Source organism: Variovorax sp. 10L421, assembly GCF_056395365.1.
Genome location: NZ_JBFTJJ010000008.1, coordinates 106,878 through 130,916, shown reverse-complemented (window position 1 = coordinate 130,916; position 24,039 = coordinate 106,878). Strand labels below are relative to the sequence as shown.

The following is a 24,039-nucleotide window of genomic DNA, read 5'->3' as shown; positions in this document are numbered from 1 at the left end:
CGGTGCGCACCGAACCAAGCGCGCACACCGGAGGCAGCACTTTGAGCGACAGGACAGAAAAGCCCGACAGCACGGTGCTGCGGCGCGGCCTCGCCGTCGTGGCCGGCAAGCTCATCATCGGCGCCGCCGGGCTGCTGACCGGGGTGCGCGCCATCTGGTCGGGCACCACGCCGAAGGCCGAGCAGACCCTGTACTTCGCCAACCACACGAGCCACGGCGACTTCGTGCTGCTGTGGGCCACGCTGCCGCCCGACCTGCGCGGACTCACGCGGCCGGTGGCGGGGCAGGATTATTGGGAAGCCTCGAAGCTGCGCAACTTCATCGGCAAGGACGTGTTCAACGCGCTGATGATCCGGCGCGACGGCTCGGGCCAGGGCGGCAACCCGGTCGACCAGATGAAGGACGCGCTGGAGGGCGGCGACTCGCTCATCATGTTCCCCGAGGGCACTCGCAACACGGGCGAAGACATCCTGCTGCCGCTGAAAAGCGGGCTGTTCCACCTGGCGCGCGCCTGCCCCCACGTGCGGCTGGTGCCGGTGTGGATCGAGAACCTGAAGCGCGTGCTGCCCAAGGGCGTGCTGGTGCCGATTCCGCTGGCCTGCACGGTGCGCTTCGGCACGCCGATCACGCTGGCGGAAGGGGAAGAGAAGGTGTCGTTCCTGGCCCGCGCGCGCGCGGCAATGCTCGACCTGCGCCCCGAATACGACCGCCTCGAACCCAACAGCAGGCAGGACGGAGGGACGGCCGCATGATCGAGCTCTCTCCTTTCGCGTGGACCACGCTCAGGCTCTTCGGTGGCGTCTTCGGCGTGCTGGTGCTGGCCTCGTCCATCGGCGCGCTGCTCAAGTGGCGGGTGGCGAGCGGCCAGCCGCATTCGGTGATCGACAACCTCAACTCGCGCGTCAATGCGTGGTGGGTGATGGTGGCGGTGATCGGCATTGCCTTCGCCTTCGGCAAGGGCGGCGTGATCGTATTGTTCTACCTGATCTCGTTCTATGCGCTGCGCGAATTCATCAGCCTGGCCTACACGCGGCGCGGCGACCACGCGGCGATCGCGCTGGCCTTCTTCGTCGCGCTGCCGGGGCAGTACTTCCTGATCTGGATCGACTGGTACGGGCTGTATTCGATCTACATCCCGGTCTATGCCTTCCTGCTGCTGCCCATCCTGGCGGCGATGGGCGGCGACACGCAGCGCTTCCTGGAGCGCACCTCGAAGATCCAGTGGGGGCTGATGGTGTGCGTGTTCTGCATCAGCCACGTGCCCGCGCTGCTCACGCTGCAGATTCCGGGCTTCGAGGGCCGCAACCTGCTGCTGATCGCGTTCCTCGTGATCGTGGTGCAGGGCAGCGACGTGCTGCAGTACGTGTGGGGCAAGCTCTTCGGCAGGCGCAAGGTGGCGCCCGAGCTGTCGCCTTCCAAGACCTGGGAAGGCCTGGTCGGCGGCGTGGCGAGCGCCACCGCGCTGGGCGCGGCGCTCTACTGGGCCACGCCGTTCAACCCGTGGCAGGCGGCGCTGATGGCGCTCACCATCTGTTTGATGGGCTTCTTCGGCGGCCTCGTCATGTCGGCCATCAAGCGCGACCGCGGCGTGAAGGACTGGGGTTCGATGATCGAGGGCCACGGCGGCATGCTCGACCGGCTCGACTCGGTGATCTTCGCGGCGCCGATCTACTTCCACGCGCTGCGCTATTGGTGGGTGCCGTGAGCACGGAACGCGTTCCGCACGACACGCCGATCGAGTGCAGCAGCGCTGCGTCGTGGGCGCGCTGGCTCAAGCGCCACCACGCCAGCGCCGCCGGCGTGTGGCTGCGCATCGCAAAGAAGGACAGCGGCATCGCCTCCATCGACTATCCCGCCGCGCTGGAAGAAGCGCTGTGCTGGGGCTGGATCGACGGCCAGCGCAGGAGCGAGGATGCGCAGTACTTCCTGCAGCGCTTCACGCCGCGCACCAGGCGCAGTATCTGGTCGCAGATCAACCGCGCCAAGGTGCTGAAGCTCATCGACGAAGGCCGCATGCAACCGGCCGGCCATGCCGAGATCGAGCGCGCGAAGGCCGACGGCCGCTGGGATGCGGCCTATGAGGGCGTCAGCGCGGCGACGGTACCGCCCGACCTGCAGGCTGCGCTCGATGCGAACAAGAAGGCCGCGAAGTTCTTCGCCACGCTCGATTCACGCAACCGCTTCGCGGTGCTGTTCCGTACCCAGGGCGCGAAGAAGCCCGAGACGCGGGCGCGGCGCATTGCGCAGTTCGTGGAGATGCTGGCCAAGGGAGAGAAGATCCATCCCTGAGTGCCCCTTCTGGGGCGCGTGCGAAGGCCACCGGGTGCTCCCCTCCGCGAATGTCTCCCGTCGGCGTGAGCGCGCCCTGAATCACGCTCACTTCGCCAGCGACTTCAACGCCAGCTTGATCCCCTCGCTCACGGTCGCATCCTTCGGCAGCGCCTTGAGTGCGAGCGCAGCTTCCTTATCGCTATAGCCGAGCGCGACCAGCGCCTGAAGGATGTCGGCCTGCGCGTCCGACGCCGCGTGCGCAGGCAGGCCGATGTCGGCACCGAGCTTGCCCTTGAGTTCCAGCAGAAGCCGCTCGGCGGTCTTCTTGCCGATGCCCGGGATCTTCACGAGCCGGCCCAGTTCCTGCGTCGTGATCGCCTGCGACAGTTCGCCCACGCTCATGCCCGAAAGCAGGCCCAGGGCCGTGCGCGGCCCCACGCCGGTGATCTTGATGAGCTGGCGAAAAGCCGCCCGCTCCTCGGCCGTGCCGAAGCCATAGAGAATCTGCGCGTCCTCGCGCACGACGAAGTGCGTGAGCAGCGACACGCGCTCGCCGGTGCCGGGGAGGTTGTAGAACGTGCTCATCGGCACATCGACCTCGTAGCCGACGCCGTTGCAGTCCACCACCACCTGCGGCGGATTGCGCTCAGCGAGCGTGCCGGTCAGTTTGCCTATCATGGGTGCCCTTTTTCCTTGAAATGTCCGGCGTGATTCTGCGACACACCTTTACCCCACTGAACAACTCGCGCCTCGGCCACCTGTGCGGACCTCTGGACGCGCACCTGCGCCGCATCGAGGAAGCGCTGGGCGTGAAGATCGCGCACCGCCACGAACAGTTCAAGGTCGACGGCCCCAAGGCCTCCGCGCAGCGCGCAATGGACGTGCTGCAGGCGCTGTACGAAATCGCCCAGCGCGTCATCGATCCGGCCGTGGTGCAGCTCACGCTGGCCGGCGACGGCTCGATGCTCGACGGCGACGACGACCTCGCGATGCTCGTCACCCGCCGCACCGACCTGCGCGCGCGCACGCCCACGCAGGCGCTGTACCTCGACAACATCGCCAAGCACGACATTACCTTCGGCATCGGGCCGGCCGGCACCGGCAAGACCTATCTTGCAGTGGCCTGCGCGGTCGATGCGCTCGAGCGCGCCGCCGTGCAGCGCATCGTGCTGACGCGGCCCGCGGTGGAAGCGGGCGAGCGGCTCGGCTTCCTGCCTGGCGACCTGACGCAGAAGGTCGACCCCTACCTGCGCCCGCTGTACGACGCGCTCTACGACCTGATGGGCTACGAGAAGGTGCAGAAGGCATTCGAGCGCAACGCGCTGGAAATCGCGCCGCTGGCCTTCATGCGGGGGCGCACGCTGAACAACGCCTTCGTGATCCTCGACGAGGCGCAGAACACCACCGTCGAGCAGATGAAGATGTTCCTCACGCGCATCGGCTTCGGTGCCAAGGCGGTGGTGACGGGCGACGTGAGCCAGATCGATCTGCCCAAGCAGCAGCTGAGCGGCCTGATCGATGCGGAGCGCGTGCTCAAGCGGGTGAACGGCATCGCGATCACGCACTTCACGAGTGCGGACGTGGTGCGGCATCCGCTGGTGGCGAAGATCGTCGATGCCTACGACGGCCAGCGCAAGCGCGCGGGAGGCCACTGAGATGGCCGCCTCCAGGCTCCCCGCACTTTCGCTCTCGCTGCAGTTCGGGCGCTTCAAGGGCGTGGAACGCCACCGCGCCGCGCTGCCGCGCCACAGCGTGACGCGCTGGATCCGCCATGCGCTCGACATCGACGGCGAGATCACCGTGCGCATCGTCGATGCCGACGAGGGCCAGCGCCTGAACCGCGAGTTCCGCGGCAAGGACTACGCGACCAACGTGCTGACCTTCGACTACGCGCAAAGCCCGCTGGTGATGGCCGACCTCGTGCTGTGCGCGCCGGTGGTGGCGCGCGAGGCGAAGGAAAACCGCAAGACGCTCGCCGACCACTACGCGCACCTGCTGGTGCACGGCACGCTGCATGCGCAGGGCTGGGACCACGAGACCAGCGAGGCCGACGCCGACGAGATGGAAGCCTACGAGATCGAGATCCTCGCGGGGCTGGGCATCCGCAGCCCGTACGGCAAGTAGATGGCGTCCGCTACGCCGCCATCTGCAGCGGGATGGTGACGGGCCCGTCGTTCAGCAGGTGCACCTGCATGTCGGCGCCGAACTCGCCGGTGGCCACCACCGGGTGCGCGGCGCGTGCCTGCGCCACGAAGTACTCGTAGAGCCGGCGTCCCTCATCGGGCGGCGCGGCCTGAGTGAAGCTGGGGCGGTTACCGGCGCTGGAATCGGCCGCCAGCGTGAACTGGCTCACCACCAGCAGGCCGCCGCCGATGTCCTGCACGCTGAGGTTCATCTTGCCGGCGTCGTCCGAAAAGATGCGCAGCTTGAGGATCTTGGCGAGCATGCGGTCGGCCAGCGCATCGGTGTCGCCGCGCTCGGCGCACAGCAGCACGAGCAGGCCCGAATCGATGGCACCGACGGTGCGGCCCGCAATATCGACGCGCGCATTCGCCACGCGTTGAAGAACAGCCTTCATAGGGGGTGATGTTCGCCGGCCTGGGTGGCGCGGGCTTCCATGGTCAGGGGCAGGAGCTGGATCGTGACGCGCAGGCCGGGCACCGCGTCCATCAGGGCCTGCTCCAGTTCGTCGCGCATGCTGGCGGCGTGCTGCAGGGTCCAGTGGCCGGGCACGTGCATGTGCAGGTCGGCAAAGCGGCGCTGGCCGGCGCTGCGCGTCACCATGTCGTCGAAGCGCAGCCGCGTGCCTTCGGGCATGCGGGCGGCAAACGCGTCGAGCGTGGCGCGCACGGTGGCAAGGGTCTCGGCGTCGAGCGCTTCGTCCATCAGACCCTGCGACGAGCGCCACACCAGCTTGACGCCCTCGCGCACGATGTTGAGCGCCACGCCGATGGCCAGCACCGGGTCGAGCCAGAGCCAGCCGCTGAATTGCACGCAGACGATGCCGACGACCACCGCGGCGGAAGTCCACACGTCGGTCATCAGGTGGCGGCCGTCGGCCTCCAGCGCGATCGAGCGATGCGTGCGGGCCGCGCGGAACAGCAGGAAGGCCAGGCCGGCATTGAAGCCCGAACTGATCACCGACAGCGCCAGGCCCCAGCCCAGTTGCTCGAGCGGCTGTGGCGTCAGCAGGCGTTGCACCGAGACCCAGAGGATCGCGATGGCCGCGCCGACGATCAGGATGCCCTCGAAGCCCGAGGAGAAGTACTCGGCCTTGTGATGGCCGTAGGGATGGTCGTCGTCGGCTGGCCGCTCGGCGATGGTCACCATGGCGAGCGCGAACATGGCGCTCGCCAGGTTCACGAAGGACTCCATCGCGTCGGAGATCAGGCCCATCGAGTTGGTCACGTAGCCTGCCAGGCCCTTGAGCACGATCGTGATCAAGGCCACGGCGACGGAAACGCGCAGCAGCGTCTTAGGGGTAAACGTCATGTAAAAATCATCGGAAATTGGGCAATAGGCCACACGAAAAGCGGTAAAAGGCCGCAAGAACTGCCTGAATTATCGGCCCCGTGTCTTCATGTAACGCCTTCGCATTAATATTCGCGACCATTGCGGAACACCGTTTCGCAGAGAGCCCCTTGATGATGAAAAAACTCGTGACCGCCTTGAGCGGCCTGGCCATTGTGGGCTCGGCCGCGCTGGCACAGGCCCAGACTCCTTCGACCGCCCCGGTGGCGGTTCCCGCTGCCTCGCCCGCACCCGCACCCGCACCCACACCCGCGCTTGCGCCTGCGGCCCCGGCCAAGGCCGATCCCCAGGCGGGCTTCGTGAAATCCGTGCGCGGCAACGTGCAACTGCTCAACGGCACCGGTGCCACGCGCCCCGCCAGCCCGGGCGATGCACTGGGCACCGTGGACCGCATCGTGACCGGCCCCGATTCGTCCGCCTCCGTGGTGCTGCGCGACGACACGACGCTGGTGGTCGGTCCCTCGTCGCGGCTCGACCTGAAGGAATTCCACTTCGACGGCACGACGTACGAGGGCGGCATGCTGGTCTCGCTGCTGCGCGGCTCCATGCGCATGATCACGGGCCTGATCGGCAAGACCAACCCCGACGCGGTCCGGGTCGAAACGCAGACGGCCACCATCGGCATCCGCGGCACTGACTTCATCGTGCAAGCCGACGGCAAGCCATGACGATCTCCTCCAGGTCCCGCCCCGCATCGCTCTTCATCGCCACGCTGGCAGCCGCGCTTCTTGCCGCCTGTTCGACGCCGGGCACGCGGGTGGTGCTGCTGCCGCAGGCCGACGGCAAGCCATCGGCGGTGGTGGTGCGCGCCAAGGATGGCGAGGAAGTGCTCTCCAAGCCCTACCAGCGCGCCACGGCCGCAGTGGGCGCAAGCGGCGCCCCGGCGGTCGACCAGGTCGATCCGGCCAAGGTACAGGCTGAAAACAAGCCGCTTTTCGACATGCGCCCGCCCCCGCCGCAGCGCTACACGGTGTATTTCGATATCGGTGGCACAACGCTGACCCCGGCATCGCAGCAGATCATGACCGAGGCATTGGCCGCTGCCCTGGCGCGCAGCGGCGGCGACATCGTGGTCACGGGCCACACCGACACCAAGGGCAGCGGCGAGCAGAACGACCAGTTGTCGCGCCGCCGCGCGCAGGAAGTGGTCCAGCTCTTCGTGGAGCGCCAGTTCCCGGCCAACCGCATCGAGGCCGTAGGCCGAGGCGAGCGCGACCTGGCCATTCCCACCGCCGACGAGGTGGACGAGCCGCGCAACCGGCGCGTCACCATCGAGGTGCGCTGAGCGGGCGCTCAGCTCAAGGTCACGCGGGCGAACTTGCGCTTGCCGACCTGAACCACGTAGCTGCCCGCAGGCAGCTTCAGGGCCTTGTCGCTGACCACGGCGGAATCGATGCGCACGCCGCCGCCGTCGATCAGGCGGTTGCCTTCCGACGCCGAAGAAGCGAGGTTTGCCTGCTTGAGGAGCTGGGCAATGCCCAGCGGCGCGCCCGGCAGCGACACCTCGGGAATCTCGTCCGGCACGCCGCCCTTGCTGCGGTTGATGAAATCCTGTTCGGCCGTATCTGCCGCCGCCGCGCTGTGGAAGCGCGCAGTGATTTCCTTCGCCAGCGCGACCTTGGCGTCCTTCGGATTGCGGCCGCCCTCGATCTCGGCCTTCAGCGCCGCGATCTGTTCCAGCGACTGGAAGCTCAGCAGCGTGTACCAGCGCCACATCAGGTCGTCGGAGATCGACAGCACCTTGGCAAACATGGTGTTGGCGTCCTCGCTGATGCCGATGTAGTTGTTCTTGCTCTTGGACATCTTTTCGACGCCATCGAGCCCTTCCAGCAGTGGCATAGTGAGTATGCACTGCGGTTCTTGCCCGTATTCCTGCTGGAGATGCCGGCCGACGAGCAGGTTGAACTTCTGGTCGGTGCCGCCCAGCTCGAGGTCGCTCTTCAAGGCGACCGAGTCGTAGCCCTGCATCAGCGGGTAGAGGAATTCGTGCACCGAGATCGACTGGCCGCCCTTGAAGCGCTTGTTGAAGTCGTCGCGCTCCATCATCCGGGCGACCGTGTACTTGGCGGCGAGCTGGATCATGCCGCGCGCGCCCAGGGGGTCGCTCCATTCGGAGTTGTAGCGGATCTCGGTCTTCTCGGGGTCCAGCACCAGGCTGGCCTGCCTGTAGTAGGTCTGGGCATTGGCCTCGATCTGCTCGCGGGTGAGCGGCGGACGGGTACTGTTGCGGCCGGAGGGGTCGCCGATGGTGGTGGTGAAGTCGCCGATCAGGAAGATCACCCGGTGCCCCAGGTCCTGCAGCTGGCGCATCTTGTTGAGCACCACGGTGTGGCCGATATGAATGTCCGGAGCGGTCGGATCCAGCCCCAGCTTGATGCGCAGCGGCGTCCCGGTGGCCTCCGAACGCTGCAGCTTGCGCACCCACTCGTCCTGCGGCAGCAACTCGTCGGCGCCCCGGAGGGATATTTCGAGCGCGCGTCCTACACTATTTGAGAGGGTGGTGGATGTAACAGATTCGGCGTTCATGGGCTTTTTTAGCTGACTTTGGGGGTGCCGAAGCTATACTCAGCCCGACTTGTCAAGCGCCGGATTCTAAGCGGCGCTTTTTTCCGCACCGTCTGCTGCCGCCCTGAACGTACTGGGCCTTGCAGCACGGATTTGCAGAACCTGAGCTGGAATTCACAGTTTGATCAACGGCATTCTTGCCGCCGAGGAGCTACTTGCTTCTCGCGTGGCCTATACATTCCGGACGTATCCCAAGCAGATCACCGCGCTCATCGCGGCGGCGCTGCTGAGCGCCGGCACCCTTGCGGTGGCATCGCTGGGCCCCGACGCCTCCGACCTCCCGGTCCACCAGATCCTCGAAGCGACGGCGCCGGTGTCGTTCGCCGACCAGGGTGAATCGCTCGAGAACTTCAGCTTCACCCTGTTCCGCACCGACGTTACCCGTTCGAGCGACACGGCCGAAGCCCTGATGAAGCGCCTCGGCATCTCCGACCCGGCCGCCACCGCCTTCGTGCGCGGCAGCGTCGAAGCCCGCAACGCGCTGTTCTCGCGCGCCGGCCGCACCGTGACGGCCGAGGCGACGCAGGAAAACCAGCTCAAGAAACTCAGCGCCCGCTGGATTCCCGACGGCGACGGCGGCTTCAAGCGCTTCGTCATCGAGCGCACGCCCACCGGCTTCGCCGGCGTGACCGAGCGCGACACGCTCACGCCGGGTACGCGCCTGGCGAGCGGCACCATCCGCACCTCGCTGTTCGCCGCCACCGACGACTCGCGCATTCCCGATGCGGTGGCGAGCCAGCTGGCCGACATCTTCGCGGGCGACGTCGACGTGCGTGCGCTGCGCAAGGGCGACCGCTTCGCCGTGGTGTACGAGACCTTCGAGGCCGACGGGCAGGCGCTGCGCAGCGGCCGCGTGCTGTCGGCCGAATTCGAGAACAACGGCAAGATCCACCAGGCCGTCTGGTTCCAGCCTCCGGGCGCGGGCCAGAAGGGCAGCTACTACCGCCCGAACGGCGACAGCCTGCGCAAGGCCTACCTGGCGACGCCGGTCGAGTTCTCGCGCGTGTCCAGCGGCTTCGCGATGCGCATGCACCCGATCCTGAACAGCTGGCGCCAGCACAACGGCGTCGACTACGCGGCGCCCACGGGCACCTCGGTGCGCTCGGTCGGCGACGGCACGGTCGATTTCGCCGGCACGCAGAACGGCTACGGCAACATCGTCATCATCAATCACCGCAACAACCAGCAGACGGCCTATGCGCACCTGAGCCGCATCGACGTCAAGGCAGGCCAGGCGGTGAGCCAGGGCCAGACGGTCGGCGCGGTGGGTTCCACCGGCTGGGCCACTGGCCCGCACCTGCACTTTGAATTCCGCGTGGGCGGCGTCTATCAAGACCCGGCATCCATCGCCCAGGAAGGCGGCGCGCCGATCACCGCGGCACTGCGGCCGGCCTTCGAACGCATCGCCGTGGGCGCGCGCACCGAGCTGGCAGCCGCCTTCTCGGTCATCCAGGCCAGCGCCGACTGATTCCGCCGCGCGGCAGGCGACCTCTCTCGAGACCCGATCCAGAGATGGCCGCCAAACTCTTCATCGGCCTGATGTCGGGCACCTCGCTCGACGGCGTCGACGGTGTGCTGGCCGACTTTTCCGGCGGCCGCATCGCGGTGCGGGCTTATGCCACGGCGCAATTTCCCGTGGCCCTGCGCGCCGAACTGCTGGCGCTGAACACGCCCGGCGACAACGAACTGCACCGTGCAGCACTTGCGGGCAACGGACTGGCCCGGGCGTACGCCGGCGTCGTCGCCCAGTTGCTGGCGGACAGCGGCATCGACGCCAGCGCCGTCGCCGCCATCGGCGCGCACGGCCAGACGGTGCGCCACCAGCCGCTCGAGTTCGACGAGGTCGGCTACACCCTCCAGGTCAACAATCCCTCGCTGCTGGCCGAACTGGCCGGCATCGACGTGGTAGGCGATTTCCGCAGCCGCGACCTCGCAGCCGGCGGCCAGGGCGCGCCGCTGGTGCCGGCCTTCCACCAGGCGCTGTTCGCACAGGCCGACGAGACGGTCGCGGTGCTGAACGTCGGCGGCATCTCCAACCTGAGCCTGCTGCCGGCCACCAATGCGGCCAGCGGCATCAGCGTGCTCGGCTTCGACTGCGGTCCGGGCAATGCGCTGATGGACCACTGGTGCCAGACCCACCAGGGCCAGCCCTTCGACCGTGGCGGCCAATGGGCCGCCAGCGGACAGGTGCTGCCCGATCTGTTGGCGCAAATGCTGGCGGACCCGTACTTCGCCAAGGCCCCCCCGAAAAGTACCGGGCGCGATCTGTTCAATCCGACCTGGCTGGCCGCGCAGCTGGGCACGGTGGCGATGGCGCCTGCCGATGTACAGGCGACATTGGCCGAACTGACCGCTCGTGCCTGCGCAGCAGATGTAAGTGGCTATGGAAAGGATAGCAACCTGCTGATCGTGTGCGGAGGCGGCGCCCTCAACGACCACCTGCTGGACCGCCTGCGCGCGCTGCTGCCCGGCGTCGACGTGGCGGCCTCGACCGAACACGGCCTGCCGCCCCAGCAGGTCGAGGCGGCTGCGTTTGCATGGCTGGCCCGCGCCACCATCCGGCGCGAGGCGGGCAACCTGGCCAGCGTAACCGGCGCCCGCGGGCCGCGGGTGCTCGGCGCGATCTACCCTGCCTGAAACGGATCAGCCCTGGCCGGAAACCTCCGGCTGCGCAGGGCGCGTCGCGCGCACTTCTGAGGGCAGATGCCAAAAGATCAGCGCAGAAGCCACCGTGATCAGCCCCATGCTTGCGAAAGTGGCCTGGAAAGCATCCAGCGTGTGCGCCGGCGTCTCAGTGCCGAAAATGCCGTTGTAGCCTGTCAGCACGGCGCCCGCGGCGGCAACGCCCAGGCTCATTGCGAGCATCTGCACCATCGACAGCAGGCTGTTGCCGCTGCTGGCCATGCTGCCATCCAGATCCTTCAGCGTGATCGTGTTCATCGCGGTGAACTGCAGCGAATTGACCGCGCCGAAAGCCAGCAGCTGCAGCACATGCAGCGCCATCGGCTGGCCCGGCGCCGTCAGGCCGAAGCTGGCCATCGTGCAGCCCACGAGGATGGTGTTGGTCACCAGCACCTTGCGGTAGCCGTGGCGCGTGATCAACGGCGTGGCGAAGCGCTTCATGGCCATGCCCGCCAGGGCGATCGGCAGCATCATCAGACCGGCGCGCACCGGCGAATAGCCCATCGACACCTGCAGCAGCAGCGGCACCAGGAAGGGCATGCAACTGCTGCCCAGCCGCGAGAACAGGTTGCCGATCAGGCCGATGCTGAGCGTGGGCACATGGAAGAGCGAGGGCGCGAACAGCGGCTCGGGCGTGCGCGCGGCGCGCAGCCAGTAGCCGGCGATGCTGGCGAAACCGAAGATCAGCACGACCATCACGCCGCCCTGGTGCAGGCCCGCGCCGTCGAGCGAAAGCGAAATCGCCACCATGCCAAAGGCCAGCATCGCGTAGCCAACGCTGTCGAAGCGCTTCTGCACGGCACCGCGCAGGTCGGGCATGTACTTGAGCGTGGCAATGCAGCCCAGCAACCCCACGGGTACGTTGATCAGGAAGATCCAGTGCCACGAGGCGTACTGCACGAGCCATCCGCCCAGCGTGGGGCCCAGCAGGGGCCCTATGAGCCCCGGGATGGCGACAAAGCTCATCGCCTGCAGGAACCCTCCGCGCGGCACGGTGCGCAGCAGCGCCAGGCGCCCCACGGGCAGCAGCAGCGCGCCGCCCAGGCCCTGCACCACCCGCGCAGCCACCAACTGGCCCAGCCCGTGCGAGAGCGCGCACAGTACCGATCCGGCGGCGAACAGCACGATGGCTGAGAAAAAGACACGCCGGGTGCCGAAGCGGTCGGCGATCCAGCCCGAGGCGGGAATCAGCATCGCCATGGTGAGCGCATAGGCCACCACCACCGACTGCATGCGCAGCGGGCTTTCGCCGAGGCTCGCGGCCATCGCCGGCAGCGCCGTGTTGATGATGGTGGCGTCCAGCGTCTGCATGAAGAAGCCGACCGCGACGAGCCACAGCAGGCTCTTTTGAACGGGATCGGCGGCGGCATCGGCCTTGAAGGTCATGGGCAAGGGAATGAAGCAGGAACTAAAAAGCCGCCCGGAGGCGGCTTTTGGGGGGAAGCTGGGTCAGCAGCATCCAGGCATCAGGCCGAGAAGCTCGATCCGCAGCCGCAAGTGCTGGTGGCGTTCGGGTTCTTGATCACGAACTGGGCACCCTGCAGGTCTTCCTTGTAGTCGATCTCGGCGCCGACCAGGTACTGGTAGCTCATGGCGTCGATCAGCAGCGAGACGCCGTTCTTGGTCATGGTGGTGTCGTCTTCGTTGGTGATTTCATCGAAGGTGAAACCGTACTGGAAGCCGGAGCAGCCGCCGCCCTGCACGAACACGCGCAGCTTCAGGTCGGGATTGCCTTCCTCGGCGATCAGGTCGGCGACCTTGGCGGCCGCGCTGTCGGTGAAGACGATCGGCTCGGGCATCTGGGTCTGGATGTTTTCGGCAACGGCGCTCATGGGGTGATAACTCCTAGGGGGCCGGACATGCGGCCAATGAAACGAATGCTACTGCAATGCCGCATTCCCGGCAGGCCGGGTGTGGCGTGCACCCCAATGCAAGTGGGGTCGGACGCCCCCCGCACCAAGGGGCAGCTCCAGCGAAAAGGCACCCGAAGGCGGCCCCGGTAACGAAAAAGCCGCCCGAAGGCGGCTTTGTGTTCGCAGTGAACAGATCAGCGCTTGCTGAACTGCTTGCGACGACGGGCGGAGTGCAGACCGACCTTCTTACGCTCGACTTCACGCGCGTCGCGCGTCACGAAGCCGGCTTGGCTCAGCACGGGCTTGAGCGTCGCGTCGTAGTCGATCAGCGCACGGGTGATGCCGTGGCGCGTGGCGCCGGCTTGACCCGATTCGCCGCCACCGTTCACGTTGACCATCACGTCGAAAGCTTCGAGGTTGTTGGTCAGCGCCAGGGGCTGCTTGGCGATCATGATCGAGGTTTCGCGGCCGAAGAACTCTTGGATGTCCTTGCCGTTGACCGTGATCTTGCCGGTGCCTTTTTTCAGAAACACGCGGGCGACGCTGGATTTGCGACGGCCGGTGCCATTGTTCCATTCACCAATCATTCTCAAGGCTCCTTACAGTTCCAGCACTTTGGGCTGTTGGGCGGTATGCGGGTGCTCAGCGCCACCGTACACCTTGAGTTTCTTGATCATCGCGTAACCGAGCGGGCCCTTGGGCAGCATGCCCTTGACAGCCTTTTCCAGGGCGCGGCCCGGGTGCTTGTTCTGCATGTCGCGGAAGTTCGTCGCCGTGATACCGCCCGGGTAGCCCGAGTGACGGTAGTACACCTTGTCGATCGACTTGGCGCCGGTGACGCGCAGTTGCGCGGCGTTGATGATGACGATGAAGTCACCGGTATCGACGTGAGGCGTGTAAATGGCCTTGTGTTTGCCGCGCAAACGGAGAGCAACTTCGCTGGCTACTCGTCCGAGGACCTTGTCGGTCGCGTCAATCACAAACCACTCGTGCGTCACGTCAGCGGGCTTGGCGCTGAACGTTTTGGTCATGAGTTTTTCTCTTGAAAAGAGGGTTTGGCGGGCCCTTTTCCACGGTCGGCGTTCCTCTGACGGGAATCTCTTAGGTGGGTTTAAAGTCCTCGCCGCGGGGCCACAAAAACGCTGCGAAGCCCGCGATTATATAAAGAATGGCCCTGTGCTGGCAAATTCGCATATGCAGGGCCCAACACCGTTACCATCCTCCCCCTATGTTCAGTTACCGCCACGCCTTCCATGCCGGCAACCACGCCGACGTGCTCAAGCACACGGTGCTGATTGCCACGCTCGACCATCTGCTTGAAAAAGAGGCGGCCCTGACGGTCGTCGACACTCATGCCGGCGCCGGCCTATACCGGCTCGACGGCGACTACGCCGGCACCAGCGGTGAAGCGGCCGACGGCATCCTGCGGCTTCTTTCGGGCAAGAAAATACCCGATGCGCCAGCCCCCGCCGCGAAGTCCGCTACCAAAAAAGTAGCGCCTGAAGCCGAAATTCCAGTCGCCGACGCCATTGCGCGCTACCTGGAAGTGATTCACGACTTCAACCCCAACGGCGGAGCCCGCGTCTATCCCGGCTCGCCATTCATCGTGCAGCACCTGCTGCGCGACCACGACAGGCTCAAGCTGTTCGAGTTGCACCCGACCGACGGCCGCGCGCTGAGCGCCAACATCGCCCAGCTCGAGGCCGGCCGCCAGATCGCCGTGTTGAACGAAGACGGCTTCGGCAGCGCCACCAAGTTCCTGCCGCCGCCCTCGCGCCGCGCGCTGGTGCTGATGGACCCGAGCTACGAGATGAAGACCGACTACGGCCGCGTGCTCGACTTCGCGGCCGAGGCGCTCAAGCGTTTCGCCACCGGCACCTACGCGGTCTGGTATCCGATCATTCCGCGCCCCGAGGCGCACGACCTGCCGCGCCGGCTCAAGACCATGGCGACGAAAGCCGGCAAGTCCTGGCTGCACGCCACGCTGACGGTCAAGTCCAGCAAGATCACGACGGACGCATCGGGCGAAACGCACCGGCCGGGGCTGCCGGCCAGCGGCATGTTCCTGATCAACCCGCCGTACACGCTGAAGCCGCTGCTGGCGGCCGCCCTGCCGCAGTTGGCGGAGCGCCTGGCACAAGACCGGCACGCCGCCTTCTCGCTCGATTCGGGCGGCTGAGCCTTCCGGCCCCTATCTCCGGCGGCGGGGCGGCACGACCGCCTTGCGGCGTGCGGGCGCCGGCGACCTCGCCCGTTGCGGCGCAGCCGGTACTGTTGCGGACGCCAGCACGTCGCCCGCCTCCACCGGCAATCCGCCGCAACGCATCCCCTCGCGATCGACGACCGTCAACGCCACCTGCTTGATGCCCATGCTCGTCAGGCCGATGCGGTCGGCCGCCGCGCGGCTCAGGTCGATCACGCGACCTGCCGCGTACGGCCCGCGGTCGTTGATGCGCACCAGCACCTCGCTGCCGTTGACGAGGCTGCGCACGCACACGCGCGTGTTGAAGGGCAGGGTCTTGTGGGCCGCCGTCATGGCTGCCATGTCGAAGCGCTCGCCGCTGGCGGTCTTGCGCTGATGGAATTGAATGCCGTACCAGGAGGCACCGCCGCGCTCGAAGATTTCCCGCGTGCCCTCATCGCCGGGCACGCCGTCGTCCGGCGGCAGTTCGCCCGTGCCGGACACCGCAAGGTCATAGCGCACCGACGGCACGCTCGAACGCGCCGCCGCGCCCGGAGGCACCGCGATGGCGCGAGGCAAGGGCGTCAGCTTCGCCGTCGCCCCGCCTTCGGCGTCGGTCGCAGGTGGCATGGCGCAACCCGCGAGAACGCAGGTCGCAGCGACGAGCGCTGCACGAAGCCCCGCGCCCCCACTCAATCGAGGCGCTCCAGCACAGCCAGCGTGGCCGCCGACTGGTTCATCGTGTAGAAGTGCAGCGCCGGCGCGCCGCCTTCCTGCAGACGCGCGCACAGGTCGGTGACCACGTCGAGACCGAAGGCCTTGATCGACGCCGTGTCGTCGCCGAAGCCCTGCAGCCGCAAACGGACCCAGCGCGGAATCTCGGCGCCGCAGGCGTCGGAAAAACGCATGAGCTGCGTCGAGCTCGTGATCGGCATGACGCCCGGCACGATCGGCGTGTCAAGCCCCAGCTTGCGCACGTCGTCGACGAAGCGGAAGTAGGCCTCGGGGCTGAAGAAGTACTGCGTGATCGCAGAGTCGGCGCCCGCCTTCACCTTCGTGGCAAAGGCCTGCAGGTCGGCTTCGGGCGAGCGTGCCTGCGGATGGACCTCGGGGTAGCAAGCCACCTCGATGTGGAAGTCGCGGCCGGTCTCTTCGCGGATGAAGGCAACGAGGTCGCTCGCGTACAGGAACTCGCCGCCCATGCCATAGCCGCTCGGCAGGTCACCGCGCAGGGCCACGAGGCGCTTGACGCCCATGGCCTTGAGTTCGGCGAGTTGCTCGCGCACCGTGGCGCGGGTGGCGCCGATGCACGAGAAGTGGCTCGCAGCGTCCACGCCTTCGGACAGGATCTCCTGCACCGCACCGAAAGTGCCCTGGTGCGTGGAACCGCCCGCGCCGTACGTGACCGAGCAGAACTGCGGCTTGCGCACATACAGCTGCTGGCGCGCGGCGCGCAGCTTGACCGCGCCCTCGGGCGTCTTGGTCGGGAAGAATTCGAAACTCAACGGAAGGCGCACCTGCGTCTCCTTAGGAACCGTCGTTAGCGCCGTGAACAGCGCGAACGGCGTGAATGAAAAACTCGCGGTTGCCGTCGCCCCCGGCGATCGGGCTGTCGAACCATTGCAGCACCCGCAGGCCCAGCGCCTTGCAGGCATCGTGCAAGCGCTTCTCGACCACCGCGTACATCGACTCGTCGCGCACGATGCCGCCCTTGCCGACCTGGCCGGGCTGCAGCTCGAACTGCGGTTTCACCAACATCAGCAGGTGGCCGTCGTCGGCCAGGAACTCGACGACCGCCGGCAGCACCAGCGTGAGCGAGATGAACGACAGGTCGCCGACGATCAGGTCGAAGCGTGGATCGAATGGTTCCCCGCCCTCTTCCTGCAAGTCGTCAGCCGAGAGCGCGCGCGCATTGACGCCTTCGATGGGGACCACGCGTTCGTCCTCGCGCAGCTTCGCATGCAGCTGCCCGTGGCCGACATCCACGCCGACCACTTTGGCGGCGCCGCGCTGCAGCAGGCAGTCGGTGAAACCGCCGGTCGACTGGCCCACGTCGAGACACACTTTGCCGGAGGGATCGACACCGCTCACGGCAAGCGCGCCTTCGAGCTTGAGCCCGCCGCGCGACACATACCGGGCCTCGGCCGCATCGACCAGCTCGAGCTCGGCCGATTCGGGCACGTCGTCCTTGTTTTTGGCGACGGAACGCCACGCGTCGCTGGTGCCCGCGTCGCGCCATCGCAAGCCGCCGGCGATGAGCCGCACAGCCTGCGAACGCGACGCGGCCAGGCCGCGCTCTACCAACAGTTGATCGGCGCGCATGCGCTGTCGATCAGTAGCGGTACGTGTCCGGCTTGTACGGACCGTTCTTGCTCACGCCGATGTAGGCGGCCTGCGCGTCCGTCAACTCGGTGAGCATGGCGCCGACCTTCTTCAGGTGCAGGCGCGCGACCTTCTCGTCGAGGTGCTTGGGCAGCACGTAGACCTTGCCGGCCTGGTAGGCGTCGGGCTTGGTGAACAGCTCGATCTGGGCGATGGTCTGGTTCGCGAACGACGACGACATCACGAAGCTCGGGTGGCCCGTGCCGCAGCCCAGGTTCACGAGGCGGCCCTTGGCCAGCAGGATGATCTTCTTGCCGTCCGGGAAGGTGATGTGGTCGACCTGCGGCTTGATTTCTTCCCACTCGTACTTCTCGATCGACGCGACGTCGATCTCGTTGTCGAAGTGGCCGATGTTGCAGACGATGGCCTGGTCCTTCATCTTGACCATCGTGTCGTGCGTGATGACGTCCTTGTTGCCGGTGGTGGTCACGAAGATGTCGGCCTTGTCGGCGGCGTATTCCATCGTCACGACCTTGTAGCCTTCCATCGCGGCCTGCAGCGCGTTGATCGGGTCGATCTCGGTCACCCACACCTGCGCCGACAGCGCGCGCAGCGCTTGTGCCGAGCCCTTGCCCACGTCGCCGTAGCCGGCCACGCAGGCCACCTTGCCGGCGATCATCACATCGGTCGCGCGCTTGATGCCGTCGACCAGCGATTCGCGGCAACCGTACAGGTTGTCGAACTTGCTCTTGGTGACCGAGTCGTTCACGTTGATGGCGCGGAACAGCAGCGTGCCCTTGGCGCTCATCTCGTTCAGGCGGTGCACGCCGGTGGTCGTCTCTTCGGTCACGCCGATGATCTCGGCCGACTTGCGGGTGTACCAAGTGTTGTCCGCGGCCAGCTTGGCCTTGATGGCGGCGAACAGGATGCGCTCTTCCTCGCTGGTCGGGTTGGCGAGCACGCCCAGGTCCTTCTCGGCGCGCTGGCCCAGGTGCATCAGCAGCGTGGCGTCGCCGCCGTCGTCCAGGATCATGTTCGGACCTTCGCCCTTCGAGCCCTTGGGGCCGAAGTCGAAGATGGCGTGGGTGTAGTCCCAGTAGTCCTTCAGCGACTCGCCCTTGATGGCGAACACCGGCGTGCCCGCAGCGGCGATGGCCGCGGCGGCGTGGTCCTGCGTCGAGAAGATGTTGCACGAGGCCCAGCGAACGGTCGCGCCCAGGGCTTGCAGCGTCTCGATCAGCACGGCCGTCTGGATGGTCATGTGCAGCGAGCCCGTGATGCGTGCGCCCTTGAGCGGCTGTGCCTTCGAGAACTCCTCGCGGATGGCCATCAGGCCGGGCATCTCGGTTTCCGCGATCTTGATTTCCTTGCGGCCCCAGGCAGCGAGGGACAGGTCGGCAATCGCCTGGTCGGCGGTCGAAACGGGGGTGGGCTTGAGAACGGCGCTCATGGGAACTCCAACAAAACTGGTTTGAAAGATGCCACTGCCTACGGGGAAAGACTCACCGCGAGAACAGCGGGTGAGCGTGGTTGCGATGTGGTCCGAGCCTCACGCCTGGCGGCGCTGCAACGCTCCTCGGAACGGCGGATTGTAGACGGGGCGGCCGGTCCTGCAAGGCGATAGAGGTTTGTCGGGATTTTCACAATCGCGCAGTAAAGACACTCTGTTACGATAAATCGAGGATTGCAAGCGGAGGGCTTGCATAGAACAAACACCAACAAGGGAGTCGCCATGAGGTCTCGGACACAAGTCCTGGTTGCATGTCTGGCCGGCCTGCTGGCAGCCTGCGGCGGAGGTTCCGGCGGATCAGCCTCAGGCGGCCTCGGCGGCGCCGGGCTGTCGTCCGGTTCTTTGAAGACCGATACCGCATTGCAGGCGGTGAGTTCCGCGGAGGCCGAGCCTTCGCTGATCGCAGAAGGTGTCGACCCCAACACACCGAAGCAGGCGCGCCTCGACCTCTCCGGGCGAGCACCGGGCGATGCGCGCAACGGCGTCTACCGCATTTACGCCGCCAACGGCTCACAGCAGATGCTGTCGATCAATTTCGACACCATGAGCTACACAGTGACCGACGGCACAGGCGATGCGACCTCGGGCAGTTTCATCAACGACGTCGCCGAGACCGGCACCTACGTTTTTCTGAACAGCCGAGTGGCCGGCAGCGTGAACAATGCGCGCTTTCGGATTGCGCAGGACGTGGTGGTCGGTGGCTTCCCGTTCGCTGCGCCTTACTCCAATCCGGCGACCTACGCCGTTCAACCGTTCCTCGCAGTCCGTTCCTTCGTGACCGATGCGGCGCAACTCGATGGCACGTACAACCGCTTCGGCATCAGCCGCAGCAGCCTCGGCGTTGCGGACTCCCAGATCCTGCAATTAAAGATCTCGCAGAGTGGCCGTCTGCTCGAGATGTGCTTCGACAACGCCATCAACCGGATCGAGAACTGCCCCCAGTCTTCGAAACGGTCGTACACCATCACGGCGGATGCTTCCGGTCTCTGGCGTGGCACGAACCCGGCCGACACCACCGACCAGCAGACCTTTCGCATGGCGCGTATCGGTGACCAGAACGTCTATCTCACCGCCGGGACGTCGTTCAGCCCGTCCAACCAACAGGCGCTGCGCATCGGCCTTCAGGATTCGACGGCATGGCCCGCCAGCCGGGCAATCGGCTTGTCGACGGAAAAAACCTGGGGCGTAAACAATCTGAGCAGCGCGCTGTCGACGCGCCGGAGCATCACGCCGGACGGCGTTTTCGGCACCCTCGAACTGCCCATCACCACGATGGGAGGAGGACCTGACGGTATCCGCGGACTCAACCTGTCCGGCGACCATAAATACTACGTCATGCAGAACGGCCTGCTCTCCGTGATCGTCGGAACACGCAACGCCAACACCCAGGGCTACATCCAGATCAATCTGCTCGACACCGGTGCCGAACAGGATGCGCGAAACGGTCGCTACAAGGTGTTCGCAACCAACGGAACTCGGCAATGGCTCGCGCTCAACATGGACACAGGGCGCTACGAGATGACGGACAGCGCCGGCGCGGTCAGCGCGGGCACCCTTGCCAGCGACCCATCGGAAAGCGGCACGTATGTCTTCACCAGCGACCGGATCACGAGCGCGGCGAACACCGCGCGCTTCCGCCTGGCCACAGACACGGTCGTCGGAGCCTTCCCATTCGCCGTCACTCAGGCGGCAACGACGAGCTATGCGGTGCAACCCTTCGTCGCCTCGCGCGCCCTCGAAACAGACGCGGCCGCGCTGGACGGGGTCTACAACCGCTTCGGTATCGATGTCGCGTCGGCATCCGCCAGCTCTACGATCTCGCAGTTCCAGATATCGAGCAACGGCTCGACGCTGATTCGATGCACCAACAACACGATCTACAAGATCAGCAATTGCCCGAGTGAATCGTTGCAGACCTGGACCATCTCGGCCGGAAGCACCGCAAACACCTGGACGATGACCGAAGTCACTAACCCCACCAACTATTCGATCTTCTCGGTGGCGCGACTCGGCAATCAGAAGATCTTCCTGATTGCCGGCAAGTTGGCCACAGACCCACTGGCCTCAGTGTTTCGGATCGGCGTGAGCGACAGCAGCGCCTGGCCGACCGGCACCGGCGCCGGCGCTAGCACCCAGGGCTCGTGGGGCGCCGTGAACGTGCAGGCCACGCAATCAACTCGAAGCGCCATTGCCACGGACGGCACGACATCGGCGGCCCTGAACGTCTTCGGGGCACTCGACCCCGACGGCATGCGAGTGATCACGAATGGCGGCGCGGGCCTGACTTACTTCGCGATGCAAGGCGCAAAGATCTTCGCGATCGTCGGTGCTAACAGTCCATCGACTGCCGGCTATCTCCAGATCAATTTGATGGATTGATTCAGACGAATCGTGCGGCGGGCGCAGGCGACGCGATCGCGCTGCCCGCCGACACAGAGGAACGCGGAGTGCCGTACAGTGCTCCAGTCGCCGTACGACAGCACCTCTCGGTCTGCGCGGCGGCCCACGAGGCCTTCATGCACACCCTTTCCCGAATTTTCTCCGCCGTTCTGGCGGCCCTCACTCTTTCGGGCGCGCTCGCCTCCCCCACGATCGCCGCTGCACAGCCCGTAGCCACGGCCGCACCGGCGCAGCCGCCGGCGCGCATCCGCGGCACTGTCGTCTATGCCGACGCGAAGCAACTCATCGTCAAGGACCGTGGCGGCGAAGTCATCAGCCTCGTGCGGCCGGCCGACATGCAGCTGTCGGAGGTCTACCGCATCAAGCTGTCCGACATTAAGCGTGGCAGCTTCACCGGCACCGCCGCCATGCCGCAGGCCGACGGCACACAGAAGGCGCTCGAAGTGGTGGTGTTCCCCGAGGCCGCGCGCGGCACCGGCGAAGGCCATCGCCCATGGGACTTGCTGCCGCAAAGCACCATGACCAACGCCACGGTCGCCGACCTGGCCGCGGCGCCCAAATCCGTGCACGGCGGCCAGCAATTGCGCCTGACCTACAAGGGCGGGGAGAAGACCGTCATCGTGCCTCCCGACGTGCCCGTGGTCACCTTCCGCCCCGGCACCGACGCGCTGCTGGCACCCGGCGCCTACGTGCTGGTCAATGCGCAGGAGAAGAACGGCACGCCCACCGCCTTGCGCGTGACCGCCGGACGCAACGGCTTCGCGCCACCGATGTAAATCGATAGCCGGAAAGCCCGGCACCCAAGGGAAATCCCGCAGGCATTTTTGTCGCTGCGGCGACCTCTGGCGCACCGGTGCGGCGTATCGTGGCGAGGGACTTTTGCCGTCCGGCCGGTCCTTGCAATCCACCCGCTCACCGTCACAGGAGATTCCGCACCATGGCCACTGCCAAGAAAGCCGCCGCCAAAAAGACCACGACCAGCAGCACCGCCAGCGAGAAGAAGGCGGCACCGACCGCCGCGGACATGCTCAATCCGCTGAAGGGCATGGCCGACCGGCTGCAGGACCTCAATCTGACCGGCGGCGCCGGCAAGCTGCTGGAGAGCGGCCGCAAGGATCTGGCGGCGCTGATGCAGGCCAACGAGAAGTCCTACCAGGGCCTGCAGACTGTCGTGCAGCGGCAGACCGAGATGATCAAGAGCGCCATCGCCGAATGGCAGACCGCCGCCAAGGAAATGCCGGGCAAGGATCCGAAGGCCAATCTCGCCAAGCTCGACGAGCTCGGCCGCCAGTCGTTCCAGCGCGCCATTGACGACATCAAGGAGCTGGCGAACCTTGCGGCCAAGTCGCAGGCCGATGCCTTCGACGTGGTACGCCAGCGCATCCAGGCCAACGTGGACGAGGTCACGAAGATGCTGCAGCGCAAGCAGTAGGCAGGGCCGCGCATCGCGGCCATCGCCGCTCCCCGAGGGAGCGACCGGCATGACGAACAAGTTCTCCCCGCTCGACCCGATGGCCATGTGCCGCGTACTCACGGCGCGGGTCGAGGCGCAGATGCAGACGTACGGGGATGGCCCAGGCGGTTCTAGGAAGGAAGCCGCACGCCAGACACCTTCTTTGGCAACGACTGCTCATATTCTTGTTATAAAAGTCTCCAAAATCATCAATCGTAGATACGATTGGGAGAAGCACCTGGAGGGGGTGCACGGCCGATGCAGCCGCATCAAAGATGCCGATTCGAGGACACACTGCAATGAAGAGAACACTCGCCGCGCTCGGAGGAGCGGCCGTGCCTTGCCTGGGCCCGGCTTCATGCGGGAGGCCACGATTCCACAGCAGCCGCCGACGCCGCCCGACTTCGCCTGAAAGCTAGACGCTGTCGCGGCCCCGCGCCGGCGAAGCGCATCGCCGCATAGGCCTCCAATGGGGCGTGACAACGAATACCCCCGGTTCGCGCGTACGGCGGCAGCCCGGGAGCGATGCCTCTGCCGCCAGTTGGTCTAAAACCAGATACGTCGGTGCATCAAACGACGGCAGTTGGGGAGCTAATGTCTTCGGCAACTGGAACTCGATACGCACAGCGGTCACGCCAGAGGGAGCCGTCGGCGAACTCAGCCTCTCGCTAGCGTGGATCGGAAAATCACAAGGCGTCCGGCTCTTGAACTCCGCAGGTACCAAGAGGTACTACGCGATATATAACGACGCCCTTTCGGTCGTCGTTGGACTACCCTTCGAGAGCGCCCGCGGCTATGTGGAAGTCAGCCTTTTCAAGGATAGCTGGGATGCCCGAAACGGGCACTACACAGTGTTCACGACCAACGGCACGGAGCAGATGCTGGACATCGACTTCGACAAGAAGCTCTACGCGATGACGGCGCCTGGCGGCGATGCAACTGCAGGCACCTTTAGCGAGGATCCAAACGCCCCCGGGACCTACATCTTCGCGAACGAGCGCATCACAGCGACATACAACACCGCGCGCTTCAGGACTGCGAGCGGCGCCATCGTCGGAGGATTTCCAAGGCTTCAGAAAACTATTCACCGTACGTCGCTCCTGGTTCCCCACTTTTTCCCTATCCGATCTGGATATTCATGACAGGCCTTCAGCGACCGACGGGTGTAACAATCCCCGTGTACTGGCCTGCGATGCGCATGCATATCGCTTCGACGGGGGGCTCCTTCGGAACCGCATTCGTCGACTCGACCGGCTACACGACCAGCTAT

Annotated in this window: 27 protein-coding genes and 1 riboswitch; of the genes, 15 read left to right on the top strand and 12 right to left on the bottom strand. The window is 66.1% G+C overall.

Annotated elements, in window-relative coordinates; translation table 11 throughout:
* Positions 1-41 precede the first annotated feature (41 nt).
* From AC1DFC_RS13455 to AC1DFC_RS13445, 3 genes are read left to right on the top strand one after another with little or no spacing between them, the layout of a single operon-like run.
* Positions 42-752 carry a lysophospholipid acyltransferase family protein gene (locus AC1DFC_RS13455; protein ID WP_007827978.1) on the top strand — a complete coding sequence of 237 codons (711 nt, stop codon included), beginning with the start codon at positions 42-44 and terminating at the stop codon, positions 750-752.
* On the top strand, positions 749-1,705 hold the full coding sequence (locus tag AC1DFC_RS13450; RefSeq protein WP_007827976.1) for a phosphatidate cytidylyltransferase: 957 nt from the start codon (positions 749-751) through the stop codon (positions 1,703-1,705). Before AC1DFC_RS13455 ends, AC1DFC_RS13450 begins: the two co-directional genes overlap by 4 nt.
* Positions 1,702-2,289 (top strand): YdeI/OmpD-associated family protein, encoded by a 588-nt coding sequence (locus tag AC1DFC_RS13445; protein WP_478179391.1) that lies wholly within the window; start codon positions 1,702-1,704, stop codon positions 2,287-2,289. The genes AC1DFC_RS13450 and AC1DFC_RS13445 overlap by 4 nt, the downstream gene beginning before the upstream one ends.
* 87 nt (positions 2,290-2,376) lie before the next feature.
* Here the strand turns inward: AC1DFC_RS13445 and ruvA are convergent, their stop codons facing one another.
* A complete protein-coding gene (ruvA, locus tag AC1DFC_RS13440; protein ID WP_007827972.1) occupies positions 2,377-2,949 on the bottom strand; it encodes a Holliday junction branch migration protein RuvA in 573 nt (190 codons plus the stop codon).
* 29 nt (positions 2,950-2,978) lie between these two features.
* Between ruvA and AC1DFC_RS13435 the strand changes: the two genes are divergently transcribed.
* A complete protein-coding gene (locus tag AC1DFC_RS13435; protein ID WP_042672571.1) occupies positions 2,979-3,926 on the top strand; it encodes a PhoH family protein in 948 nt (315 codons plus the stop codon).
* A 1-nt stretch (position 3,927) separates the two neighbouring features.
* A complete protein-coding gene (ybeY, locus tag AC1DFC_RS13430) occupies positions 3,928-4,395 on the top strand; it encodes an rRNA maturation RNase YbeY (RefSeq protein WP_007827968.1) in 468 nt (155 codons plus the stop codon).
* Positions 4,396-4,405: 10 nt separating this feature from the next.
* On the opposite strand, the gene dtd is transcribed toward ybeY, so the two are convergent.
* Both dtd and AC1DFC_RS13420 read right to left on the bottom strand, forming a co-directional pair.
* Positions 4,406-4,849 (bottom strand): D-aminoacyl-tRNA deacylase, encoded by a 444-nt coding sequence (gene dtd / locus AC1DFC_RS13425; protein ID WP_007827966.1) that lies wholly within the window; start codon positions 4,847-4,849, stop codon positions 4,406-4,408.
* Positions 4,846-5,763: a cation diffusion facilitator family transporter gene (locus tag AC1DFC_RS13420; protein ID WP_007827964.1), complete on the bottom strand. Its 918-nt coding sequence runs from the start codon at positions 5,761-5,763 to the stop codon at positions 4,846-4,848. Before AC1DFC_RS13420 ends, dtd begins: the two co-directional genes overlap by 4 nt.
* A 152-nt stretch (positions 5,764-5,915) precedes the next feature.
* Here AC1DFC_RS13420 and AC1DFC_RS13415 point away from each other — a divergent pair, with 152 nt between their 5' ends.
* Positions 5,916-6,470 carry a FecR family protein gene (locus AC1DFC_RS13415; protein ID WP_478179390.1) on the top strand — a complete coding sequence of 185 codons (555 nt, stop codon included), beginning with the start codon at positions 5,916-5,918 and terminating at the stop codon, positions 6,468-6,470.
* Positions 6,467-7,087 (top strand): OmpA family protein, encoded by a 621-nt coding sequence (locus AC1DFC_RS13410; protein ID WP_007827959.1) that lies wholly within the window; start codon positions 6,467-6,469, stop codon positions 7,085-7,087. Before AC1DFC_RS13415 ends, AC1DFC_RS13410 begins: the two co-directional genes overlap by 4 nt.
* Before the next feature lie 8 nt (positions 7,088-7,095).
* Here the strand turns inward: AC1DFC_RS13410 and tyrS are convergent, their stop codons facing one another.
* Positions 7,096-8,328, bottom strand: coding sequence for a tyrosine--tRNA ligase (gene tyrS, locus AC1DFC_RS13405; RefSeq protein ID WP_478179389.1), 1,233 nt, complete (start codon positions 8,326-8,328; stop codon positions 7,096-7,098).
* 160 nt (positions 8,329-8,488) lie between these two features.
* Between tyrS and AC1DFC_RS13400 the strand changes: the two genes are divergently transcribed.
* Positions 8,489-9,835, top strand: coding sequence for a M23 family metallopeptidase (locus AC1DFC_RS13400; protein WP_007827955.1), 1,347 nt, complete (start codon positions 8,489-8,491; stop codon positions 9,833-9,835).
* A gap of 44 nt (positions 9,836-9,879) precedes the next feature.
* Positions 9,880-11,004 carry an anhydro-N-acetylmuramic acid kinase gene (locus AC1DFC_RS13395; protein WP_007827953.1) on the top strand — a complete coding sequence of 375 codons (1,125 nt, stop codon included), beginning with the start codon at positions 9,880-9,882 and terminating at the stop codon, positions 11,002-11,004.
* Positions 11,005-11,010: 6 nt separating this feature from the next.
* Here the strand turns inward: AC1DFC_RS13395 and mdtD are convergent, their stop codons facing one another.
* The 4 genes from mdtD to rplM form a co-directional block, all read right to left on the bottom strand.
* Entirely contained in the window at positions 11,011-12,435 is a 1,425-nt protein-coding gene (gene mdtD / locus AC1DFC_RS13390) for a multidrug transporter subunit MdtD (RefSeq protein ID WP_478179388.1), read from the bottom strand.
* Between the two features lie 80 nt (positions 12,436-12,515).
* On the bottom strand, positions 12,516-12,881 hold the full coding sequence (erpA, locus tag AC1DFC_RS13385) for an iron-sulfur cluster insertion protein ErpA (RefSeq protein ID WP_007827949.1): 366 nt from the start codon (positions 12,879-12,881) through the stop codon (positions 12,516-12,518).
* A 215-nt stretch (positions 12,882-13,096) separates the two neighbouring features.
* Positions 13,097-13,489, bottom strand: a complete 393-nt coding sequence (rpsI, locus tag AC1DFC_RS13380; RefSeq protein ID WP_007827948.1) for a 30S ribosomal protein S9 — start codon at positions 13,487-13,489, stop codon at positions 13,097-13,099.
* Positions 13,490-13,501: 12 nt separating this feature from the next.
* Positions 13,502-13,933 (bottom strand): 50S ribosomal protein L13, encoded by a 432-nt coding sequence (gene rplM / locus AC1DFC_RS13375; RefSeq protein WP_007827946.1) that lies wholly within the window; start codon positions 13,931-13,933, stop codon positions 13,502-13,504.
* 197 nt (positions 13,934-14,130) lie between these two features.
* Here rplM and AC1DFC_RS13370 point away from each other — a divergent pair, with 197 nt between their 5' ends.
* On the top strand, positions 14,131-15,081 hold the full coding sequence (locus AC1DFC_RS13370; protein WP_007827944.1) for a 23S rRNA (adenine(2030)-N(6))-methyltransferase RlmJ: 951 nt from the start codon (positions 14,131-14,133) through the stop codon (positions 15,079-15,081).
* A 12-nt stretch (positions 15,082-15,093) separates the two neighbouring features.
* Here AC1DFC_RS13370 and AC1DFC_RS13365 read toward each other — a convergent pair whose 3' ends face one another.
* The 4 genes from AC1DFC_RS13365 to ahcY form a co-directional block, all read right to left on the bottom strand.
* Complete coding sequence (locus AC1DFC_RS13365) at positions 15,094-15,714, bottom strand: septal ring lytic transglycosylase RlpA family protein (protein WP_007827928.1); 621 nt, start codon at positions 15,712-15,714, stop codon at positions 15,094-15,096.
* 62 nt (positions 15,715-15,776) lie between these two features.
* Complete coding sequence (gene metF / locus AC1DFC_RS13360; RefSeq protein ID WP_007827926.1) at positions 15,777-16,601, bottom strand: methylenetetrahydrofolate reductase [NAD(P)H]; 825 nt, start codon at positions 16,599-16,601, stop codon at positions 15,777-15,779.
* Positions 16,602-16,611: 10 nt separating this feature from the next.
* Positions 16,612-17,406: a TlyA family RNA methyltransferase gene (locus AC1DFC_RS13355; RefSeq protein WP_007827924.1), complete on the bottom strand. Its 795-nt coding sequence runs from the start codon at positions 17,404-17,406 to the stop codon at positions 16,612-16,614.
* A 10-nt stretch (positions 17,407-17,416) separates the two neighbouring features.
* Positions 17,417-18,856 (bottom strand): adenosylhomocysteinase, encoded by a 1,440-nt coding sequence (gene ahcY / locus AC1DFC_RS13350; protein ID WP_413314859.1) that lies wholly within the window; start codon positions 18,854-18,856, stop codon positions 17,417-17,419.
* Positions 18,857-18,921: 65 nt separating this feature from the next.
* Positions 18,922-18,990: riboswitch (S-adenosyl-L-homocysteine riboswitch) on the bottom strand.
* A 148-nt stretch (positions 18,991-19,138) separates the two neighbouring features.
* On the opposite strand from ahcY, the gene AC1DFC_RS13345 reads away from it, so the two are divergent.
* The 5 genes from AC1DFC_RS13345 (at position 19,139) to AC1DFC_RS13325 (ending at position 23,911) form a co-directional block, all read left to right on the top strand.
* Complete coding sequence (locus AC1DFC_RS13345) at positions 19,139-21,295, top strand: hypothetical protein (RefSeq protein ID WP_478179387.1); 2,157 nt, start codon at positions 19,139-19,141, stop codon at positions 21,293-21,295.
* A gap of 137 nt (positions 21,296-21,432) precedes the next feature.
* Positions 21,433-22,092 carry a hypothetical protein gene (locus AC1DFC_RS13340; protein WP_478179386.1) on the top strand — a complete coding sequence of 220 codons (660 nt, stop codon included), beginning with the start codon at positions 21,433-21,435 and terminating at the stop codon, positions 22,090-22,092.
* A gap of 161 nt (positions 22,093-22,253) precedes the next feature.
* Positions 22,254-22,748 (top strand): TIGR01841 family phasin, encoded by a 495-nt coding sequence (phaP, locus tag AC1DFC_RS13335; RefSeq protein WP_478179385.1) that lies wholly within the window; start codon positions 22,254-22,256, stop codon positions 22,746-22,748.
* Between the two features lie 49 nt (positions 22,749-22,797).
* Positions 22,798-23,181 (top strand): hypothetical protein, encoded by a 384-nt coding sequence (locus AC1DFC_RS13330; protein WP_478179384.1) that lies wholly within the window; start codon positions 22,798-22,800, stop codon positions 23,179-23,181.
* Between the two features lie 292 nt (positions 23,182-23,473).
* Positions 23,474-23,911: a hypothetical protein gene (locus AC1DFC_RS13325; protein ID WP_478179383.1), complete on the top strand. Its 438-nt coding sequence runs from the start codon at positions 23,474-23,476 to the stop codon at positions 23,909-23,911.
* Positions 23,912-24,039 lie beyond the last annotated feature (128 nt).

Bases quoted from the DNA above. Each gene is read 5' to 3' on its own strand.
- AC1DFC_RS13450 (WP_007827976.1), top strand. From the start codon at position 749: ATGATCGAGCTCTCTCCTTTCGCGTGGACCACGCTCAGGCTCTTCGGT.
- ruvA (WP_007827972.1), bottom strand. From the start codon at position 2,949: ATGATAGGCAAACTGACCGGCACGCTCGCTGAGCGCAATCCGCCGCAG.
- ybeY (WP_007827968.1), top strand. From the start codon at position 3,928: ATGGCCGCCTCCAGGCTCCCCGCACTTTCGCTCTCGCTGCAGTTCGGG.
- dtd (WP_007827966.1), bottom strand. From the start codon at position 4,849: ATGAAGGCTGTTCTTCAACGCGTGGCGAATGCGCGCGTCGATATTGCG.
- AC1DFC_RS13420 (WP_007827964.1), bottom strand. From the start codon at position 5,763: ATGACGTTTACCCCTAAGACGCTGCTGCGCGTTTCCGTCGCCGTGGCC.
- AC1DFC_RS13415 (WP_478179390.1), top strand. From the start codon at position 5,916: ATGATGAAAAAACTCGTGACCGCCTTGAGCGGCCTGGCCATTGTGGGC.
- AC1DFC_RS13410 (WP_007827959.1), top strand. From the start codon at position 6,467: ATGACGATCTCCTCCAGGTCCCGCCCCGCATCGCTCTTCATCGCCACG.
- tyrS (WP_478179389.1), bottom strand. From the start codon at position 8,328: ATGAACGCCGAATCTGTTACATCCACCACCCTCTCAAATAGTGTAGGA.
- AC1DFC_RS13395 (WP_007827953.1), top strand. From the start codon at position 9,880: ATGGCCGCCAAACTCTTCATCGGCCTGATGTCGGGCACCTCGCTCGAC.
- mdtD (WP_478179388.1), bottom strand. From the start codon at position 12,435: ATGACCTTCAAGGCCGATGCCGCCGCCGATCCCGTTCAAAAGAGCCTG.
- erpA (WP_007827949.1), bottom strand. From the start codon at position 12,881: ATGAGCGCCGTTGCCGAAAACATCCAGACCCAGATGCCCGAGCCGATC.
- rpsI (WP_007827948.1), bottom strand. From the start codon at position 13,489: ATGATTGGTGAATGGAACAATGGCACCGGCCGTCGCAAATCCAGCGTC.
- rplM (WP_007827946.1), bottom strand. From the start codon at position 13,933: ATGACCAAAACGTTCAGCGCCAAGCCCGCTGACGTGACGCACGAGTGG.
- AC1DFC_RS13370 (WP_007827944.1), top strand. From the start codon at position 14,131: ATGTTCAGTTACCGCCACGCCTTCCATGCCGGCAACCACGCCGACGTG.
- AC1DFC_RS13365 (WP_007827928.1), bottom strand. From the start codon at position 15,714: ATGCCACCTGCGACCGACGCCGAAGGCGGGGCGACGGCGAAGCTGACG.
- AC1DFC_RS13355 (WP_007827924.1), bottom strand. From the start codon at position 17,406: ATGCGCGCCGATCAACTGTTGGTAGAGCGCGGCCTGGCCGCGTCGCGT.
- ahcY (WP_413314859.1), bottom strand. From the start codon at position 18,856: ATGAGCGCCGTTCTCAAGCCCACCCCCGTTTCGACCGCCGACCAGGCG.
- AC1DFC_RS13345 (WP_478179387.1), top strand. From the start codon at position 19,139: ATGAGGTCTCGGACACAAGTCCTGGTTGCATGTCTGGCCGGCCTGCTG.
- AC1DFC_RS13340 (WP_478179386.1), top strand. From the start codon at position 21,433: ATGCACACCCTTTCCCGAATTTTCTCCGCCGTTCTGGCGGCCCTCACT.
- phaP (WP_478179385.1), top strand. From the start codon at position 22,254: ATGGCCACTGCCAAGAAAGCCGCCGCCAAAAAGACCACGACCAGCAGC.
- AC1DFC_RS13330 (WP_478179384.1), top strand. From the start codon at position 22,798: ATGACGAACAAGTTCTCCCCGCTCGACCCGATGGCCATGTGCCGCGTA.